The 17,620-nt window shown below is 62.2% G+C and carries 15 protein-coding genes and 1 tRNA gene; 8 read left to right on the top strand and 8 right to left on the bottom strand.

Going from position 1 to position 17,620, the window contains the following annotated elements; translation table 11 throughout:
• Window positions 1-229 precede the first annotated feature (229 nt).
• Window positions 230-1,207, top strand: coding sequence for a PhoH family protein (locus tag SYN60AY4M2_RS02195; RefSeq protein WP_011430067.1), 978 nt, complete (start codon window positions 230-232; stop codon window positions 1,205-1,207).
• Entirely contained in the window at window positions 1,204-1,929 is a 726-nt protein-coding gene (locus tag SYN60AY4M2_RS02190; protein WP_099812195.1) for an HAD family hydrolase, read from the top strand. Before SYN60AY4M2_RS02195 ends, SYN60AY4M2_RS02190 begins: the two co-directional genes overlap by 4 nt.
• Here SYN60AY4M2_RS02190 and SYN60AY4M2_RS02185 read toward each other — a convergent pair.
• The 3 genes from SYN60AY4M2_RS02185 to SYN60AY4M2_RS02175 are packed head-to-tail and all read right to left on the bottom strand — an operon-like array spanning window position 1,907 to window position 4,571.
• Complete coding sequence (locus SYN60AY4M2_RS02185) at window positions 1,907-2,695, bottom strand: alpha/beta hydrolase (protein ID WP_011430069.1); 789 nt, start codon at window positions 2,693-2,695, stop codon at window positions 1,907-1,909. The two genes, SYN60AY4M2_RS02190 and SYN60AY4M2_RS02185, sit on opposite strands and share 23 nt — an antisense overlap.
• Window positions 2,683-3,426: a lysophospholipid acyltransferase family protein gene (locus SYN60AY4M2_RS02180; protein WP_011430070.1), complete on the bottom strand. Its 744-nt coding sequence runs from the start codon at window positions 3,424-3,426 to the stop codon at window positions 2,683-2,685. Before SYN60AY4M2_RS02180 ends, SYN60AY4M2_RS02185 begins: the two co-directional genes overlap by 13 nt.
• Before the next feature lie 11 nt (window positions 3,427-3,437).
• Window positions 3,438-4,571 carry a cob(I)yrinic acid a,c-diamide adenosyltransferase gene (locus SYN60AY4M2_RS02175; protein ID WP_011430071.1) on the bottom strand — a complete coding sequence of 378 codons (1,134 nt, stop codon included), beginning with the start codon at window positions 4,569-4,571 and terminating at the stop codon, window positions 3,438-3,440.
• A 180-nt stretch (window positions 4,572-4,751) separates the two neighbouring features.
• Between SYN60AY4M2_RS02175 and SYN60AY4M2_RS02170 the strand changes: the two genes are divergently transcribed.
• Window positions 4,752-5,696 carry a cysteine synthase family protein gene (locus tag SYN60AY4M2_RS02170; RefSeq protein WP_228375467.1) on the top strand — a complete coding sequence of 315 codons (945 nt, stop codon included), beginning with the start codon at window positions 4,752-4,754 and terminating at the stop codon, window positions 5,694-5,696.
• A 74-nt stretch (window positions 5,697-5,770) separates the two neighbouring features.
• Window positions 5,771-5,851: transfer RNA gene (locus tag SYN60AY4M2_RS02165), tRNA-Leu, on the top strand.
• Between the two features lie 72 nt (window positions 5,852-5,923).
• On the opposite strand, the gene SYN60AY4M2_RS02160 is transcribed toward SYN60AY4M2_RS02165, so the two are convergent.
• A complete protein-coding gene (locus tag SYN60AY4M2_RS02160) occupies window positions 5,924-6,415 on the bottom strand; it encodes a pentapeptide repeat-containing protein (protein ID WP_011430073.1) in 492 nt (163 codons plus the stop codon).
• Between the two features lie 682 nt (window positions 6,416-7,097).
• Here SYN60AY4M2_RS02160 and lptB point away from each other — a divergent pair.
• Window positions 7,098-7,826 (top strand): LPS export ABC transporter ATP-binding protein, encoded by a 729-nt coding sequence (gene lptB, locus SYN60AY4M2_RS02155; protein WP_011430074.1) that lies wholly within the window; start codon window positions 7,098-7,100, stop codon window positions 7,824-7,826.
• Window positions 7,827-7,838: 12 nt separating this feature from the next.
• On the opposite strand, the gene SYN60AY4M2_RS02150 is transcribed toward lptB, so the two are convergent.
• Window positions 7,839-9,302 carry a pyruvate kinase gene (locus tag SYN60AY4M2_RS02150; protein ID WP_099812193.1) on the bottom strand — a complete coding sequence of 488 codons (1,464 nt, stop codon included), beginning with the start codon at window positions 9,300-9,302 and terminating at the stop codon, window positions 7,839-7,841.
• Between the two features lie 255 nt (window positions 9,303-9,557).
• Here SYN60AY4M2_RS02150 and SYN60AY4M2_RS02145 point away from each other — a divergent pair, with 255 nt between their 5' ends.
• Window positions 9,558-10,679 (top strand): LptF/LptG family permease, encoded by a 1,122-nt coding sequence (locus SYN60AY4M2_RS02145; RefSeq protein ID WP_240527680.1) that lies wholly within the window; start codon window positions 9,558-9,560, stop codon window positions 10,677-10,679.
• Between the two features lie 11 nt (window positions 10,680-10,690).
• Here SYN60AY4M2_RS02145 and SYN60AY4M2_RS02140 read toward each other — a convergent pair whose 3' ends face one another.
• Window positions 10,691-11,704: a phosphate ABC transporter substrate-binding protein gene (locus tag SYN60AY4M2_RS02140; protein WP_011430077.1), complete on the bottom strand. Its 1,014-nt coding sequence runs from the start codon at window positions 11,702-11,704 to the stop codon at window positions 10,691-10,693.
• Window positions 11,705-11,796: 92 nt separating this feature from the next.
• Window positions 11,797-13,848, bottom strand: coding sequence for a ribonuclease R family protein (locus tag SYN60AY4M2_RS02135; RefSeq protein WP_099812191.1), 2,052 nt, complete (start codon window positions 13,846-13,848; stop codon window positions 11,797-11,799).
• A gap of 380 nt (window positions 13,849-14,228) precedes the next feature.
• On the opposite strand from SYN60AY4M2_RS02135, the gene SYN60AY4M2_RS02130 reads away from it, so the two are divergent.
• Window positions 14,229-14,861, top strand: a complete 633-nt coding sequence (locus SYN60AY4M2_RS02130; RefSeq protein WP_099812190.1) for a response regulator transcription factor — start codon at window positions 14,229-14,231, stop codon at window positions 14,859-14,861.
• A gap of 199 nt (window positions 14,862-15,060) precedes the next feature.
• The gene (locus SYN60AY4M2_RS02125; protein ID WP_011430080.1) at window positions 15,061-16,269 is read left to right on the top strand and encodes a Coenzyme F420 hydrogenase/dehydrogenase, beta subunit C-terminal domain; all 1,209 of its coding nucleotides are present in this window, start codon (window positions 15,061-15,063) and stop codon (window positions 16,267-16,269) included.
• Window positions 16,270-16,291: 22 nt separating this feature from the next.
• Here SYN60AY4M2_RS02125 and SYN60AY4M2_RS02120 read toward each other — a convergent pair whose 3' ends face one another.
• Window positions 16,292-17,488: an aspartate aminotransferase gene (locus tag SYN60AY4M2_RS02120; protein WP_011430081.1), complete on the bottom strand. Its 1,197-nt coding sequence runs from the start codon at window positions 17,486-17,488 to the stop codon at window positions 16,292-16,294.
• Between the last annotated feature and the right edge of the window lie 132 nt (window positions 17,489-17,620).

Here is a 17,620-nt window from a genome sequence, read left to right as displayed (position 1 = left end):
TATAGCATGGAGCAGATAGTGAAGACTTCTTTACTACTGATCAATCCATCCTCCTTCCGAAGTTGGTTTGCTAAGTGCTGCTATTGTACCCCTTGAGCCCTTAACAGGCTGTAAGCACTCTTGCGCTCGTTTGGTCTCTGCAGCAGCTTTCCGCAACCCGGAGCGCTTTGACAACCGTTTTTGATAAGATCACCATTGCAAGTCTCGCGGGGTGCCCGGCGCCCACGGCATGCACGACACTTCTGCCGCCACCGATCTGGAGATCATCTCTTTGTCAAGCCCTCGGCAGGCCATGTCCTTGGCGGGCATTCAGGAGGCCAACCTGAAGTGGATCAGTCGCTCCAGTGGTGCCTCTGTAACGCTGCGCGGACAAGACCTGTACCTGAAAGGCACCCCTCAGCAGCGGCAGCAGGTGCGGCAGTGGCTAGAATTGCTGAAGCCGCTTTGGCAAACTGGACACCCTGTCACGGTGATTGATGCGGAGCAAGCTTTTCGCGCCCTCTCCGGCCAGGAGGCTACGGCCTATCAGCAAGCGCAAGCAGGTGTGTTGGCCCGCACCCGTAAGGGAGAGTTGATCCGGCCCAAGACACCCCGCCAACAGGAGTACGTGCAAGCCATTCGCACCCACGATCTCTGCTTCGGCATCGGGCCGGCAGGCACCGGGAAAACCTATCTGGCTGCCGTTGTGGCCATCACAGCCCTGCAAAACCGCGAGTACGAGCGTTTGATCCTGACGCGACCAGCGGTAGAGGCAGGGGAGAAGCTGGGCTTCTTGCCAGGGGATCTGGTGGAAAAGGTAGATCCCTATCTGCGGCCTCTCTACGATGCCCTGTTCGAGTTTATCGACCCGGCCAAGCTGCCCCAGCTTATGGCCCAGGGAGTCATCGAGGTGGTGCCGCTGGCCTACATGCGGGGGCGTACCCTCAGCAACGCTTTCATCATCTTGGACGAGGCCCAAAACACCACCCCGGAGCAGATGAAGATGGCCCTCACGCGGCTGGGCTTCCGCTCCCGCATGGTGGTTACCGGGGATCTCACCCAAACGGATCTGGGCAAGCATCGCCTGTCGGGCCTGGCGGCTGCAGAGCGCATCCTGGCGGGGGTAGAGGGGGTTGCCTTTTGCTACTTTGACCAGCGGGATGTGGTACGCCACCCCCTGGTGCAGCGGATTGTGGATGCCTACGCCCGCTACGAGAGCCAGCAGTGAGACCGAGGGTAATCTTCTTCGATGCCGTGGGCACGCTGTTTCGGGTGCGGGGCAGCGTCGGCCAGGCCTACAGCCAGGTGGCAGCAGCGTATGGAGTGGCGGTGGATCCGCAGGCGTTGGATCGCGCCTTTGCCCAAGCTTTTGCCAGCGCTCCGCCGCCAGCCTGTGCCGGTCTTCTGGGATCCGCCCTCCAGGAATGGGAGCGGGCCTGGTGGCGCCAGGTGGTGCGCCAGACCTTTGCGGGGGTGGGATCCCTGGCTGCTTTTGGGGAGGAACGGTTTGAGGCGTTTTTTGCCCGCCTTTTCGAGTATTTTGCCACGTCGGATCCCTGGGAGCTCTATCCCGAGACGCTGCCGGTTCTGCAGGTTCTGCAACAGGAAGGGATCCGGCTGGGGGTGATCTCCAATTTCGACAGCCGTCTAGTGCGAGTGCTGCAGGCGCTGGGGCTAGGGGGCTATTTTTCCAGCCTTACTCTCTCTACCCAGGTGGGCTATGCCAAGCCCGATCCCCGCATCTTCCAAGCTGCCCTGGCGGCCCAGGGGATCCCGCCCGCCGCTGCCTGGCACATCGGCGACAGCCGCCGCGAAGACTATCAAGGGGCCAAGGCAGCAGGCTTGAGGGCCCTTTGGCTGGATCGAGAAGGACAAGATCCCTCCTGCCAAGAGCGAATCGAAAACTTGGGGGGATCCCTCTCCCTGCTCAATGCGCTGGAGCGGAATTAAGCAGTAGCGGGGCAAAAACCCCATCGGGCTTGAGCAAGTAGCGCCGCAGGTTCATCTGCCGCTCCAGAAGGCAGGCATGGCCGCTCAAAGGCGAGATCTCCACCTGGGCCTGGGGCAGTCGCTCCGCCAGACGCTGCACCTCCTGCACCGAGGGCAGGAGGCGATCCCGCCCCCCCGCCACCAGCAACGTCGGCAGGGTCATCGACTCCAGGGGCAGCTCCTCCACGACAAACGATCCCAGCAAGGCCAGGCGCTGGGCGGCCACCGTGGGCTCAACACTGTGAACGGCCTGGCGCAGCCGCTCCCGATCCGGCGGCTCCATTTGGCTTAGCTCCGCCAAAAATCCCAGCCCCCGCTCCGCCATCTGGTGGTAGAGCGCCGGCGGCAAAAAAGGCAGGAGAACATGACCTGCCCACCACCAGGGCCGGCGCCGCAGCGACGAGGCCGGATTAACCAGAATCAGGCCGCGACAGCGCTCCGGCTGCTGGGCAGCCACAGCCAGGGCTAGGCAAGCTCCGAAGGACTCGCCACACAGGTAGGCTCCCTCGTCCAGCTGGGATCCCACCCAATCGGCCAGGCTCTCCCAGCTCTGCCCTGCTGCGGGGTGGTTTAAGCTCAAAGGGCGGACGTGAAACTCGGCTTGCAGAGCCTGTGCCTGCCGGTAAAACAATTTGCCGGTGCCATCCATACCCGGCAAATAGAGCAGCAAGGGCCGCTTCTGGCGGCTTGGACTAGAGGCAATGGGCTTGCCCTTCAATGTTTCCATCTCCTTGCCAACCCCAAGCGCACCTGTTCGCGAGCGGCTGCCGTCAACTCCTGAATTAGCTGCAGCCGCTCCTGGCGGCAGGTAGAGCGCCCTGCTCCCCCTACCCAAAGAGGGGATCCCACTCGAACCACCACCTGACGGTAGATCACCACCGGATGCCCCCCCGGCCGCTGAAACCTGGGCTCCGTGGGATCAAACCAGCGGAAAAAAGCCATGGGAATATCCATCGCCCGCCACTCTTCCTGCGCCCACACGGCCACCGGCAGGATCGGCAGGGGATCCACGCCAGCAGCCAAGGCCAGATGGGCAAAGCCCGGCTGAAACCAGCCCAGCTCTTGGGGCGAGGTCTCGCGAGTAATCTGCTCCGCCCCTTCCGGGAAGATCCCCACCCCTCCGCCTGCCGCCAGAGTGGCCTGCGCCTGGCGAAAAAAGGCAAGCTGCGGCCCTGATCCCTGCTGGAGGGGGATACAACCCAGGGCCAAGGCAACCTCCCGCAAGAGGGGCACTTGCGATAGGTAGTAGTGGCAGGCAAAACGAATCGGTCGATCCAGCCCAGCAATCAGCACCGGCGCATCCAAAAAGCTGCGATGGTTGCTCACCACCAGCAGGGGGCCCTGGGGAACCCGCTCCTTGCCCTCCACCCACACCTCCGTCTGGAAAAGGCCAAGCAAGACCTGGGCCAGCGCCCTCGCGTCGGGGAACCCGCTTTGCTGCAGGAGTTGATCCAGCATCGCCACCCTGCTCAATAGTCCACCCCGCGCCGCAGATCGGCCCCCTGTTCGGCATAATGCTTGTGGCTCACCATTTCCGAATGGACAGAGGCCAGCTCAAAGTAGGGCAAAGGCGCATGGCAGCGCCCTGTGATGATGATCTCCGTATCGCGTGGCTTGCGCAGCAAAGCCTCAACAATCGGCTCCACATCCAATAGCTCCAGATCCACCGTTGGGTTGAGCTCGTCCAGAATAATGGTCTTGTAAAGCCCAGAGGCGATGGCCGCCCGTGCCAGCTCCCAGCCCCGCTCCGCCTCCACGTAGTCGATTTCCTGCTGCTTGCCCCGCCAAACGATGGCGTCGCGGCCGCAGCGCTGGTGATCTACTAGATCGGGATAGCTCTCTCGCAAAGCCCGAATGGCCGCATCTTCTGTGTAGCCCGTTCCCCCCTTTAGCCACTGCATAATCAGGACGCGGTGGGAGAGATCTTTGCTGATGCCGCGCCCAATGGCCTGCAGAGCCCGGCCCAGAGCGCTGGTGGACTTGCCCTTGCCGTTGCCGGTATAGATCTCGATGCCGCTGAGGAGGGGCTGGCCGTCCTGGGGATCCGCCGCCCGCCGCACGCTGCGCATTTCCGAGTGCAAATCTGCTAGGTCGATAATTTCCTTGGGGGCGCCCCGTCCGGTGATGATGACCTCCATTTCCTCTGGCTTTTGCTTGAGGGTGCTGACGACCTCGTCCACAGGCAGCAGGCCCAGATCCAGCACCGGGTTCAGCTCGTCCAGCACCACCACCGAGTAGAACCCCGACGCCAGCGCCCCCTTGGCCACATCCCAGCCGCGGCGGGCCTCTTGGCGGTCAAACTTAGTGATCTCGTCGGGGCCGAAGAACTCTCCTCGCCCCGTGCGCAGTTGATCGATAAGGTGGGGGAAGCCGCGCTGCAGAGCGGCAATCGCGGCATCCTCGGCATAGGTGCGGCCCGGCCCCTTGAGAAACCGCACCAGCAACACCCGGCTGGGGGCCGAGTTTTCAATCCCCAGCCCAATGGAACGCAGCACAACCCCTAGCGCCGCCTGCGACTTGCCCTTGCCCTCGCCGTCGTAAACATGGATCTGGCCTCGCCGGCGGTCAAATTGTTGCGCGGTTACAATGCCGATTTCTGCCATGCCCCTCCGCATCACGCCGCTGTCCAGAACTCGTGCTTCCCTACCCCCATCTTAGAGTCTAGCCAGAGGTTTTCGGGGAAGCGCGGAGAGGGCCAGAAAAAGCCGGCAAGAGCCGATAAACACCGGGATAAGATGAGCAATGGTTGTCCAGCCCAGTGCTTATCTAGCGAGGGATCCCCCTTGTATCCAACCGTGTTTTCTTCTCGCCCCTTGCCCCCTGCGGTCGATAGCCCCATCGAGCTGGTGGGACGGACGCCGCTCATTCGCCTGCGGCGGGTCACCGCCGACCTGCCGCCGTCGGTGCGAGTGTATGGCAAAGCAGAGTGGTACAACCCCGGCGGCTCGGTCAAGGATCGCCCGGCCCTGAATATGATCCGCGCTGGCGAACGCGAGGGCAAGCTTACGCCTGGCAAGATCATCCTGGATGCCACCAGCGGCAACACCGGCATCGCCTACGCCTGGATCGGGGCAGCTTTGGGGTACAAGGTGAAGCTGGCCCTGCCGGCCAACGCCAGCCCAGAGCGCAAGAAGATCCTCGCCGCCTACGGGGTGGAGGTAGTGCTCACGGATCCGGCCCTCGGCTCCGATGGGGCCATCGAGAAAGCCCGCGCCCTCTATGCCGAAAACCCGGATCTCTACTTCTATCCCGACCAGTACAGCAACCCCGCCAACTGGCAGGCCCACTACGAGACCACGGGGGTAGAAATCTGGGAGCAAACCCAGGGACAGGTCACCCACTTCGTAACCGGGTTAGGCACCAGCGGCACCTGCATGGGGGTGGGGCGGCGCTTGCGGGAGTACCGCTCCGATATCCAGATCATTGCCATGCAGCCGGACTCCCCCTTCCACGGCCTTGAAGGCCTCAAGCACATGGCCACTGCTCTCAAGCCCGAGATTTACGATCCCACCCTGCCCGACCAGCACATCGAGATCTCCACCGAAGCAGCCCAGAAAATGGTCAAGCGTTTGGCCTTGGAGGAAGGCTTGTTGGTGGGCATCTCTGCCGGAGCCAATGTGGTGGCGGCTCTACAGGTGGCCTGTCAGCTCTCCTCCGGCGTGGTGGTGACCATCTTGTGCGACGGGGCCGATAAGTATCTCTCAGAGCGGTTTTGGACAGAAGATTAAACTAGCCCGTACCGCAATGGCCCCTCCTCTTAACAGCCCCGCCCTTTTGCCGCTATGATGGTTAAACCTGGAATGCGGATGTGGCGGAACTGGTATACGCGCACGTTTGAGGGGCGTGTGGCTTTGCCATGCGAGTTCGAGTCTCGCCATCCGCACTGGGCCCTCACCCCCAGCCCCTCTCCCAAGGAGGAGAGGGGAAGCGGGCAGTGGTCAACCAGCCGATTGCACTATTCCCGAACGGCGCCCTGAAGGCGTGTGCCCCAGGTGCGGGCAAAGCTCAGGTCAGTCCCGGTCAGATTGGCATCGCGCAGATCGGCCCCCCGCAAGTCGGCGCCGTACAGGGAGGCAGAAGAGAGATCGGCACCCCGCAAATCAGCACCCCGCAAGTCCGCTCCCTCCAGGTAGGCACCGCTGAGATCGGCGCCACGCAACTGGGCGCGCCGCAGATTGGCTCCCACCAAGTAGGACTGGCTGAGATCGGCGCCAGTGAGGATGGTGCGCTCCAGGTTGGCCTCGATCAGGTCGGCACCCTGGAGGTTAGCCTCTGCCAAATCCAGGTTGCTCAGCTCAAGGGATCCCAGCCGGCAATTGGGACAGGTTCTGGAGGCCAGCAGGTAGCGCAGGAAGCAGGCGTTGGGGGTTGTGGCGGCGGCATTGGAAGCGACGGCTGTCGTGGCCAGCAGGGCCAAAATGGCGGAAGCTTTGAGATGAAAGTTCATGGTAACCGAGCCTCACAAAAAGTTGACTGAGACAATCCGGCAGAGCGGGGTTGTTTTGCGTTGGTCACATGATAGTGGCATCTGCCGGCTTCGGCCACTGCACAGATCTGCCTGGTTTTGTGGATCGACAGACGCTCCCAAGGTGTGATGACGTTGTGGCCTTATCGCCCCAGAGCTTGTGGGCTATCGCCGGGCGGGGGAGGATCTTTCAGCAGCGGATCCACCCAATGCCAAGACAGTTGCCCCAGTCCCAGCAAAACCGAAAGTATCGCCGAGGCAGCCAAGACGCAATCCTAGCGGGTTGCCAGCCGAGAAGGATGGCTCGGCTGGCGTTTCCTCCGGCCGGGCCGGGCAACGGGCAAGCTTTCCCAGGGGGGGAGAGGGCGACAACGCAGGAAGCAACCGCAGCGGCGACAGGGACGATCGGAGTCGAGGTTGAGCCAATGGCAAGCTGGACAGCGGAGCATGGGAAAGGCCAGGGATCCCATCCGGGGGCAGCGCGAGCAGTTGCGGCATCCGGCAACCGTATCTGAAGATCTTCCCAATTCCCATGCAGGTGGTCAATTCTGCTCGTCCCCCTCTAGATCAGGGGTCGAGTTCGGGGCAGCCTTGGGAGAGAAGCCTCTGTGGAACTAGCCCTCCAGAATCAGTCAGCATCGAACAGCAACCCTGTGCCGATCCTATGCAGATTCGACTGGAAAACATCTGTAAGCGTTATGGCCGCCGTGAGGTGGTGAGCGACGTCAGCTTGCACATTCAGCAGGGAGAAGTTGTGGGGCTGCTGGGGCCCAATGGGGCGGGGAAAACCACCACCTTCTACATCATGACCGGCCTGATCCAGCCCAACCGAGGCCATGTCTGGCTGGATGACCAGGACATCACCCATCTGCCGATGCATCGCCGGGCCCGCTTGGGGATCGGCTACTTGGCTCAGGAGCCGAGCATCTTTCGTCGCCTCAGCATTCAAGACAACCTGCTGCTGATCATGGAGCAGACGGGGGTGCCTCGCCGCCTCTGGCAGCAGCGGCTCAACCACCTGCTGGAGGAGTTTCGCATTGCCCATGTGGCCCACAGTTTGGGTTTGCAGGTGTCGGGGGGAGAACGGCGCCGCGCCGAGATCGCCCGCGCCCTGGCAGCCGGGATCCACGGGCCAAAATTCCTGCTGCTGGATGAGCCCTTCGCGGGGGTGGATCCCATTGCGGTGGCGGATATTCAAGAGGTGGTGGCCAAGCTCAAGCAGCGGGGCATCGGTGTTTTGATTACCGACCACAACGTGCGGGAGACGCTGGAGATTACCGACCGGGCCTATATTCTCAACGACGGCGCCATCCTGGCCAAGGGCACACCAGCGGAGCTGGCGGCGGATCCCTTGGTGCGCAAGTATTACCTGGGGGAGAAGTTCCGTCTTTGATGCCGCTCCATCTCATCGCCAGGAGTACAAAGCTCGCAGGCGTTGGCTTTTTTTGTGCTGGTGGGCCTGCATGCGGGCCAGCAGCTCGTCCAGCAGGGCAACCGCCTCCAGGAGATAGGGGCCCTTATTGAGCATGACGCACTCGGCCCGGGCCGACAGCACCGCATCGGAAAGCTCAGGCCGGGAGGGCAGGCCCTCCTTGGTGAGCTGATCCAGCACCTGCGTAGCCCAGACTACCGGCACATGGGCGGCCTCACAGATCCACAGCAGCTCCTCCTGGATCTCGCCCAGGCGCAGCCAGCCAATCTCCACGGCCAGATCTCCCCGGGCAATCATCACCCCCAGGGGCCGGCAGCCGTCGGCGGCCGCGATCAGAGTGGGCAGGTTTTGCACCGCTCGCTGCGTTTCAATCTTGAGGATCAAGCCCAGATCGGGCCGGGCCTGGCGCCGCTCCAGCTCAGAAAACAGCAACTGCAAATCCGCCGGCTGCTGGACAAAGGAATAGCCCACCAGGTCGGCATGCCGCACCACGAAGTCCAGGTCTTGGCGATCTTTCTCGGTGAGGGGCTGGATCGAGAGCTGGCTGTCGGGAAAGTTGAGGCCTTTTTCCTCCCGCAGCTTCTTGCCCTGCGGGGCGACTTTGTCCACCTCCAGCACCACCCCTGCCGGCTCGATCCCCACTACACGAGCGCCGATTTTGCCGTCGTCGATCCAAACAGTTGCCCCCACCTTGAGGTGGGCCAAGATCTCCGGCAGGGTGCAAGCCACCTGGCAGCAGATGTCAGAGTCGACCGGCGGAATGGCTGCCGTGAGCAGGATGCGATCCCCACCGTACACCTTGGCTTTGCCGGGGGGCATGGCCACCGGGCCCGTGCGGATCTTAGGGCCGGCCAGGTCGAACAAAATCTTGCAGCGCCGTTGGGTCTGGGCTTCGGCCCGGCGCAAGTGGGCCACCATTTTTTCCCACACCGAGGGATCGTCGTGGGCGCAGTTAATGCGGGCCACGTTCATGCCCCGTTGTAACAGTTGCAGCAGCAGCTCGGGCTGCTCGGCGGCTTCGCCGGGCAAGGTCACCATGATGCGGGCACGGCGGTGGGGAGAAGGAGGGCCAAAAAGAGCCTCGGTGTGCTGCTCTAGGGCCATATCCCCGGCGTAAAACGCTTCATAGCTAGGTCCCTTGTGGCTCAGCCCTTGAGCGGCGGCCAAAATGGCGATCACCGCATCCAAGCTTTCCAAAACCCGCGATTCACAGCGTCCCAGCGACGACAGCCCCAGGGCGGCCAATTCTAACTGCAGGTCGCGCAGATCGTGTTGGCGCAGCGCCAAATACCGAGCTAGGTTCTCGAGAGCGGGGGAGGGGTTGCAGGGGCTGCCCCAGGCGGTCAAGTACTTCTGGGATCCCTCCACAACTTGCTGTCGCAGCTCCAGGAGCTGCTCTAGCAAACGCTTAGGCGAAGAGGGGGAAGAGGAAGCCATGCTGAAAGCTATCTCAAGACAAACAAGCCCAACGCCCGGCCCAAGCCCGCCTTGGGTCGATCATAGGCAAGTTAGGGTGAAAAAGGGAGGCGATTAACCTTTTGTTGGCCAGCGTTCCGGTCTAGAGTCGTTAACAGCCTTCGGGTTGTCCTGACTGCTACTTCCCTTGGTTTTGTGAAACTTCATTCTCCCCCTACTCCTCCTTCAATCAAGCAGTCTTGCAACAGGCTCTCCATCGTTTGCGCGGTGGGCCTGATGGATCGCTACATCATCTCCGAGATGCTCCTGCCCTTTTTCTTTGGGGTGGGAGCGTTCACCACCCTGGTGATGGCAGTGGGATCCCTGTTTGAGCTGGTGCGGCTAGTGGTAGAGGCGGGGCTGTCCCTTTCAGCAGCGTTGCAAGTGTTTGTGTTGCGGGCGCCGGGGATCATCGTCCTGACGTTCCCCATGTCGATGTTGCTGGCGACGTTGCTGGCCTATGGGCGCCTGTCTGCTGATAACGAGATCACTGCCCTGCGCGGCTGCGGCGTGAGCCTCTATCGTCTGGTGGTGCCGGCCCTCCTTCTCAGCCTCTTGGTGACGACGTTAACGTTTCTCTTCAACGAGCTGGTGGTGCCGGTGAGCAACCGCCAGGCGGCCCTGACTCTAAACCGCGCTTTGAACCGAAGTCCAGAGTTCCGCCGCGAGAACATCCTCTACCAAGAGTTCGGCGAGATCCTCGCGCCCGAGCCAGACGGCACTTTTTCCCGCCGGCAAGGGCTAACCCGTCAGTTCTATGCCCGCAGCTTCGATGGCCAGCAGATGCGCGGCGTGATCGTGCTGGATCTTTCCAACGAGGCTCTCAGCCAGATCCTGCTGGCGCAGCAGGGGCGCTGGGATCCCCAGGAGAACCTCTGGGTGTTTGAGGAGGGCACCAACTACATCGTCTCCCCTGATGGCACCTACAGCAACATCGCCACCTTTGCCCGCCAGGAGTTGCGCCTGCCGCGCGCGCCGCTGGATTTGGCCCAGGAGGTCCGCAGCCCCGAGGAGATGAACATTCAAGAGCTGCGCCGCTACATCGAGGTCATCGCCAGCTCGGGGGATCTGCAGGGGGTACGCCGCCTTCAGGTTAGCCTCAGCCAAAAGTACGCCATCCCCTTTGCCTGTCTGGCCTTCACCTTGATTGGGGCGCCCCTGGCGCTGCGCCCCCAGCGCACCAGTTCTTCTCTGGGCCTGGGCCTCAGCGTGCTGATTATCTTCGCCTACTACGTGCTCCTGTTTGTCAGCCAGGCGCTGGGCCAGATTGGAACCTTGGGGCCGGAGGTGGCGGCCTGGTTGCCCAACTTCATCTGCTCCGCAGTGGGGCTAGGACTACTTTACCGAGCCAATCGCTAGGCAAAGGCCAGCTACCGCAGCGGGATGAACTCGGTGCGGCCAATGATTTGCTGGCCTTGGTCGGAGAGGGCATAGTTGATGAAATCAGCCACCACGGGGCTGGTTTTTTGCGGTACCACCAAAAACACGTTGCGGGCCAGCGGGTAGCGGCCACTTTGGATGGCCTCGCGGGTGGGCATCTGGCCGTCGATGGGCACCATCCTCACCGTTTGCTGGTTTTGCACCTGATCCACGGTGCTGTAGGTGATGCCGTCTTCTCCCAAAGCCCGCAGGAGAGGGGTGGTGGCATCCTGGGTGGCAGTGGTGAAGTAGGGCGGGTTATCGGGGGCAAAGGGCAGCCCCAACAGCACCAGCTCCTGGAAAACGCTGTAGGTGCCGCTCTGAGGGGCGCGGTTGAGAACGCGAATCGGACGATCGGGGCCGCCTACCTGGCTCCAGTTGGTGATCCGGCCCTGGAAGATGTCGGCCAACTGCTGCAGCGTCAGGCCGCCCTTGTAGGGGTTGTTTACCCCCACCGCCACCGCCAGGGCATCTTTGGCCACCGGGATGGCCTGCAAACCCGCCTGGACTTCGCTGGCATTGAGGGGGCGAGAGCTGGCAGCAAGCTGGATGCGACCTTCCATCAGGGCCTTGAGGCCGGCGTTGGATCCATTGGGCTTGCCGTCGGGGATCCCGTAGGTGATGGGGATGGCGGGGTTGCGCTGGCTGTAGCCTGACTTCAAGGCCAAGACAATGCGGATCATGGTGACGCTGCCGTCCATCTGCAGCACCGCCGGGTTGGGCAGGGAAGTATCCAGATTAACCGCGCTGGGTGGCTGGTTGGGGGCCTGGGCTGGAGGAAGATTGGGGGCCGTTGGCGCTTGCGGCTGGGCAGCCGGGATCTGGCCAGGGACAGAAGGCGCGTTCCCTCGCTTCAGGAAAGAGTCAAGCAGGCCGGAACGATAGGCATACCAGCCGCCTCCCCCCAGTATCGCCAGCAAAAGAATGTAGACAATCGGAGGTGGGCCGGAAGGTCGTACGGTCATGGGATCCCCCTCGAGAAATTCGCAGTCCAGACTTTGGCGGACTTTCCCCCTCTGTTGTATCAACTGTTTGCCCGGACTGGGCAAGCCGCAGGTTAAAGGGCATTCTGTCCCACCTCCCGCAGCTCAATGACATCGGCGCGGGGATCTGCCTGCAGAACCTCCAACTCGATCCAGGTCCCCAGCGGCACCTGCCGTTCCAAGCGCACCGGCACGCGAAAGGCAATCTCATCCAGCATGGCCATCACCAGGTTCTCCTGCTCGCGCAGGTAGCCCAAGACCAAGGCCTGCCAAATCTGCCCCGGTCGCTGACGCAGGTACTCGATGCTCCAGTAGCGCTTGGACTTGCGCTCCACCTGGTTGGCCTCGGCGGTGCCTGGCTCGATCCCCAGCAACAATTGCTGCACCTTGGCTTCTGTCAAGGGCAAGGGATCCCCGCGCAAAAAAGCCTTGATCTGGTAGTGGGCCACCAGATCCAGGTAGCGGCGAATGGGAGAGGTCACCTGACAGTAGGCATCGAGCCCTAGCCCCGTATGTCGCCCCGGTTGGGTGGCCACTTCCGCCCGCGAGAGACAGCGCATGATGGCAAACGACCGAACCGGACCCTGGGGGTACAGATCCAAAACCTCCGGCGGGGGCAGCTCAGGAGCCGGCTGCAGGCGATAGGGCACCGGGATCCCGTTTTGGCGGGCAAAGCGAGCGGCTACCTCACCGGCCAGCACCATCATCTCCGCCACCATCTGCCGCGCCGGCGTATCCTCGATCACCCGCAGGTGGGGGATCTCGTCGATGACCTTGATGTCCTGCTCCGGCAGGCCGATGGGGATCGCCCCTTGCGCCAGTCGCCAGGCGTAGCGCCAGCGCGCTGCCCGAGCAATGGCTGTCAATTGGGCCTCCGCCCCCAACTCCAGCATCTCGTCGGCATCGTCGTAGGTGAGGCGGTAGTTGACGCGGATCTGGCTGAGGCAAATTTCGTAGTCGCGCACGGCCCCGTCGGATCCCAGCCGGATGCCGAAGCTAAGGGCAGGCCGCACCTCCCCCTGCACCAAGCTCATCGGGCCGGTGGACAACTCCGATGGAAACATCGGGATCACCCGCTCCGGCAAATAGACGCTGGTGCCCCGCTTGCGGGCTTCTAAGTCGAGGGGATCCCCCCACCGCACCCAACAACTGGGATCGGCGATGTGGATCCAGAGCTTCACCTCGTCATCCGACTCAAACTCGACGCTGAGAGCATCGTCGATGTCGCGGGTGCTGGCATCGTCGATGGTGTAGGTGTGAAGATGGGTGAGATCCCGGCGCAGAGGCAGATCCAAGAAGGGGGGAGGCCCGCCAAGCAAAGTTTGGGCGTAGCGCTCCACCTCCTTGGGAAATTGGGTGGGGATCCCCGTAAGGCGCAGGGCCAGGTTCTCGTGGCGGCTCCACAGTCCCAAAGCCACCAACGCCTCAAAAGCTCCCTGGGGCGTGTCGGGGAATCCCAGGAGCCGCAGCAGGTGGGAAGCCCGCTCGCGATCCGAGGGGGTGAGGTTGTGGGAAAGATCCTCGTAGTTGCGAAGGCTATCGGGTGCTCCCTGCAAAGCTAAGCGCTCCAACAGCTCCAGACGAGCCCGTTCCGCCGGGGTCCAAGTGTACTTTTGCCCAGGCTGGGCCACCGCTGCCTTTAGGCGGGCCTCAAACTCGGCCTGCTCCTGCTGCCGCTGCTGGGCGACAGCAATTTGATGGAGAATTTCCTTCACCTGAGCCGGAGTACGCGGCTCGTAGCCTTCCCCCTTTGCCTTAAAGTAGACGTAATCCTCGCTCAAAAGACGGTAGGCAGCATAGGTGGAGACCGGGGAATCGTCGGAAAACAACAACTGGGCCATCTCCGACAGGCTCAGGGGCCGACGCTCCTCCTGAACCAATTCCCAGGCCAAAGCCAAACTTTCGGGATCCAACTTTGCCTGCACCGCCTGCCAAAAGCCCGGGATATCGGACACCGTAAAGCTGGAATTGCCGTTCAAGGCAAACGTAATTTGGCGAGGGTGAACGCTGTGCACCTGCCCCGAAGCCACGCCCAGCAGCAGGTTCTTTTTGCCCTCGGTGCCCTCAACTACTGCCAGTACCCGCTCGTTGTTGTGGCGAAACTCGACCAGCGTGCCCTTTTCCACCCTCTTTCCCCATGTAGGTTGCCGCCAGAATTGTATTTTCTCCTGGCTCTACTTCTCCTGCCCATGGGGAAAACCCGACAAGCCAAACCAGCCCCAGAGGGCGAGCGCTTGCCAGCGGGAGGATCCCAAGGCAGGGCGGAGGCAGTTGCCGAGCCGGCCAGAGGAGGTACCCGGCCTCTTCGTGTTTCTTTGGATATGCCGCCACCTCCGTCTGTATGTGATACCTTATTATCCAGGTTTAGGGGAAACTGACGAACCGGCTAGAGGTTGGCAGGTTTTTTCTTGGCGCCACCTCGGCTGTAGATTTGCCGATTTGTCCAGAGGTTTGCTAAGCGGGCTATCCTTTTTCCTTGGGCTTTCTTGCAGCAAAGGGATGAGCAGTGGACAACCCAAAGCGATTGTTGCTGATTGACGACGATCCAAACCTGATCCTTCTGGTGAAGGATTACCTGGAGTTTCGCGGCTACGAGGTGGTTGCGGCGAGCAATGGCCTGGAAGGGTTAGAGGCGATGCGCCACTTTACTCCGGATTTGATCATCTGCGATGTGATGATGCCGGAGATGGATGGCTACACGTTTGTCCAGACCATTCGCTCCAACAGCGCGACGGACTGGATTCCGGTGATCTTTTTGTCAGCCCGCGGGCAAACGGCAGATCGGGTGCGCGGCCTCAACACGGGGGCAGATGTTTACCTGGTCAAGCCCTTTGAGCCGGAAGAGCTGGTGGCTCAGGTGGAGTCCGTCCTCAAGCACACCGAGCGCCTGTTGCAAATGCAGAATGCGGGCATTCAGCCGGTCATCAAGTTAGATCGGGAAATCGAGCTCACCCCTACGGAAGCCAAGGTGATCCAGTATGTGGCCAGGGGCATGTCCAACCGCGAGATTGCCGAGGTGATGGGAGTGAGCCAGCGCACCGTCGAAAGCCATGTCAGCAACATGCTGAGCAAAACCGGCCTGCACAACCGCACCGAACTGGCCCGCTGGGCCCTCGAAAGTGGTTTGGGCAGAGGCTGAGGGGGCCTTTGTTGCATCGCCGCTTGCCGACAAAAGGGCAACTCAGGGGATCTGGCTTTTCCTCTCTGTCTGGGGGCAACTCTGGAGGGGCGGGCGAGCGTTGGGCAGGATCGGGGATCTTTCAACTCCTCTGCCCGCCGTCTGCGGTTTTGGCGGCAAACTGAAGAAGGTACCCCGCCACGGCTACGGTTTAGACCTTATGGGATCCCGTTTACCGCGTCCGGCCCGGCCCATCCGCTCCGGCCACTACCCGGCCAAGGAGCTGTGCAGCCAGTGCGGCCTCTGCGATACCCGCTACGTCGCCCACGTCAAGGAAGCCTGTGCCTTTTTGAACCAGCAGTTCACCCGCCTAGAAGAGCAAACCCACGGGCGATCGCGGGAATCGCTGCGCTCCAAATCGGATGCCGTCAGCGACAGCGACTACTTCGGCGTCTACGAGGCAATGTACACGGCCCGCCGGCGGGATCCGATCCCGGGTGCCCAGTGGACGGGCATCGTCAGCAGCATCGGCATGAAGGCCCTCAGCAGCGGCCTAGTAGAAGGGGTGGTGTGCGTGCAGGCGGATCCCCGGGATCGCTTTCAGCCACGGCCTGTCTTGGCGCGTACCCCAGAAGCGGTCTTGGCGGCGCGGGTCAACAAGCCAACGCTATCGCCCAATCTCTCCGTGCTGGAGCAGGTGGAGCAAAGCGGCCTCAAGCGCTTGCTGGTGATCGGGGTGGGCTGCCAGATCCAGGCTTTGCGGGCGGTGGAGAAAAACTTGGGCCTGGAGAAGCTCTATGTGTTGGGCACGCCCTGCGTAGACAACGTCAGCCGCGCCGGGCTGCAAAAGTTTCTTGAAACCACCAGCCGCTCCCCGCAAACGGTGGTGCACTACGAGTTCATGCAGGACTTCCACGTCCACTTCAAGCACGAAGACGGCTCGGTGGAAAAGGTGCCTTTTTTTGGCCTCAAAACCAAAGAACTAAAAGACGTGTTTGCCCCCTCTTGCCTTACCTGTTTTGACTACGTCAACAGCCTGGCCGATCTGGTGGTGGGCTATATGGGATCCCCCTTTGGCTGGCAATGGCTGCTGGTGCGCAATGCGCGCGGGCGGGAGCTCTTGGATCTGGTTTGGGAAGAGCTGGAAACCCAGCCGGTGATCTCGCGGGGCTCGCGGCGGGCGGCGGTGCAACAGGGGATCCAAGCCTACGAGCAGGCCCTGAGCTTGCCCATGTGGCTGGCCCAGCTCCTGGCGGTGGCCATCCAGCGCTTTGGGCCGCGCGGACTAGAATATGCCCGCTTTTCCATCGACTCCCACTTTGTCCGCAACTATCTCTACGTCCGCCGCCACTATCCCCACAAGCTGGAGCAGCATGTGCCTCCTTTTGCCCGGCGCATCGTGGAGCAATACCAACTCCCCTCTCCCTAGGGGAGAGGGCCAACCCTAGAGCTCAGCAATAGCGGATCCCGGCTTCTGCCCAGCGGTCGATGGCCTGGCCCAGGCGTTCGCAATCGGCAATCAGGCTGATCCGCACGTAGCCTTCTCCCCCTTCCCCAAAGGCGTTGCCGGGAGTCACCACCACCCCGGTGGACTCCAAAACCCGCAGGGCAAACTCCGTCGATCCCTCGGGCGTGCCGTCGGCGGTGCGGGGGGTCGGGATCCAGAGGTACATCGTCGCCCGCGGCGGCTCGATCTGCCAGCCCAACTCGGCCAGGCGGGCAATGAGGTAGTCGCGTCGGCGGCGGTAGCGCTCCTGCACCTGCTGTAGGTAGCTATCTGGCAAGGCCAAAGCGGTCTCGGCCGCCTTTTGCAGGGCGCCAAAAATGCCGTAGTCGAGGTTGGTTTTCAGGGTGCGCAGGCTCTGGATAATCTGGCGGTTGCCCACCACAAAGCCTACCCGCCAACCGGCCATGTTGTAGGTTTTGGAGAGGGTGTGGAACTCCACGGCCAAGTCCTTGGCGCCAGGGATCTGCAGCAGGCTGGTGGGCCGGTAGCCGTCAAAGGCTAGCTCGGCATAGCACAGGTCGTGCACCAGGAGGAGGTCGTAGCGGCAAGCAAACGCCACCACTGCTTCAAAAAAGGAGCGGGTCGCCACCGCTGTTGTCGGGTTGTTGGGGTAGTTGAAGTAGAGCAGCCGCGCTTGCTTAGCCACCTCCGGCGGGATCTCCTGCAGGTCGATGAGCCATCCTTTCTCCGGGCGCAGCAGCAGTGGGTAGATCTGCCCGCCGGCAATCAGGGGACCGCGAAAATGGGGCGGGTAGGCAGGGCTAGGCACCAGCACCAGATCCCCTGGATCCACGTAGGCCAGGGCCAGGTGGGTCAGGCCCTCTTTGGATCCCAATAGAGGCAGCACCTCGCCATTGGGATCCAGCTCCACCCCGTAGCGGCGCCAATACCACTCGGCAATTGCCTGGCGAAAGCTAGCCGTGCCCTCGAAGGGTGGGTAGCCGTGGTGAGCGGGATCGGCAATGGCGGCCTGGGCCGCCTCCACCACCGGCTGGGGGGTGGGGCCATCGGGGTTGCCCATGCCCAGATCGATCAAATCCAACCCCTGCTGGCGGGCGCGGGCCTTCAGCTCATCCAAGCGGGCAAAGACATAGGCAGGCAGTTTGTTCAGCCGCTGGGCAGGGGCGAGGGCACGGTTCATAGCAAGGAGGGGAAACGAGTGCAGCCGGTGTCTGATGGGAGGTTAGCTACCTAACTTACCGCCAGAGCTGCCTTCAGGGCAATGATTGAGATCAGCGGGTTTGGGCATCTGGGATCCCAAAGGCTAGGATAG

The organism is Synechococcus sp. 60AY4M2 (genome assembly GCF_002760375.1).
Taxonomy (GTDB): domain Bacteria; phylum Cyanobacteriota; class Cyanobacteriia; order Thermostichales; family Thermostichaceae; genus Thermostichus.
The sequence above is the reverse complement of the archived record's forward strand: the minus strand, read 5'-3'. Positions and strand labels throughout refer to the sequence as shown.

Bases quoted from the DNA above. Each gene is read 5' to 3' on its own strand.
- SYN60AY4M2_RS02195 (WP_011430067.1), top strand. From the start codon at position 230: ATGCACGACACTTCTGCCGCCACCGATCTGGAGATCATCTCTTTGTCA.
- SYN60AY4M2_RS02185 (WP_011430069.1), bottom strand. From the start codon at position 2,695: ATGGAAACATTGAAGGGCAAGCCCATTGCCTCTAGTCCAAGCCGCCAG.
- SYN60AY4M2_RS02180 (WP_011430070.1), bottom strand. From the start codon at position 3,426: ATGCTGGATCAACTCCTGCAGCAAAGCGGGTTCCCCGACGCGAGGGCG.
- SYN60AY4M2_RS02175 (WP_011430071.1), bottom strand. From the start codon at position 4,571: ATGGCAGAAATCGGCATTGTAACCGCGCAACAATTTGACCGCCGGCGA.
- SYN60AY4M2_RS02160 (WP_011430073.1), bottom strand. From the start codon at position 6,415: ATGAACTTTCATCTCAAAGCTTCCGCCATTTTGGCCCTGCTGGCCACG.
- lptB (WP_011430074.1), top strand. From the start codon at position 7,098: ATGCAGATTCGACTGGAAAACATCTGTAAGCGTTATGGCCGCCGTGAG.
- SYN60AY4M2_RS02150 (WP_099812193.1), bottom strand. From the start codon at position 9,302: ATGGCTTCCTCTTCCCCCTCTTCGCCTAAGCGTTTGCTAGAGCAGCTC.
- SYN60AY4M2_RS02145 (WP_240527680.1), top strand. From the start codon at position 9,558: ATGGATCGCTACATCATCTCCGAGATGCTCCTGCCCTTTTTCTTTGGG.
- SYN60AY4M2_RS02140 (WP_011430077.1), bottom strand. From the start codon at position 11,704: ATGACCGTACGACCTTCCGGCCCACCTCCGATTGTCTACATTCTTTTG.
- SYN60AY4M2_RS02125 (WP_011430080.1), top strand. From the start codon at position 15,061: ATGGGATCCCGTTTACCGCGTCCGGCCCGGCCCATCCGCTCCGGCCAC.
- SYN60AY4M2_RS02120 (WP_011430081.1), bottom strand. From the start codon at position 17,488: ATGAACCGTGCCCTCGCCCCTGCCCAGCGGCTGAACAAACTGCCTGCC.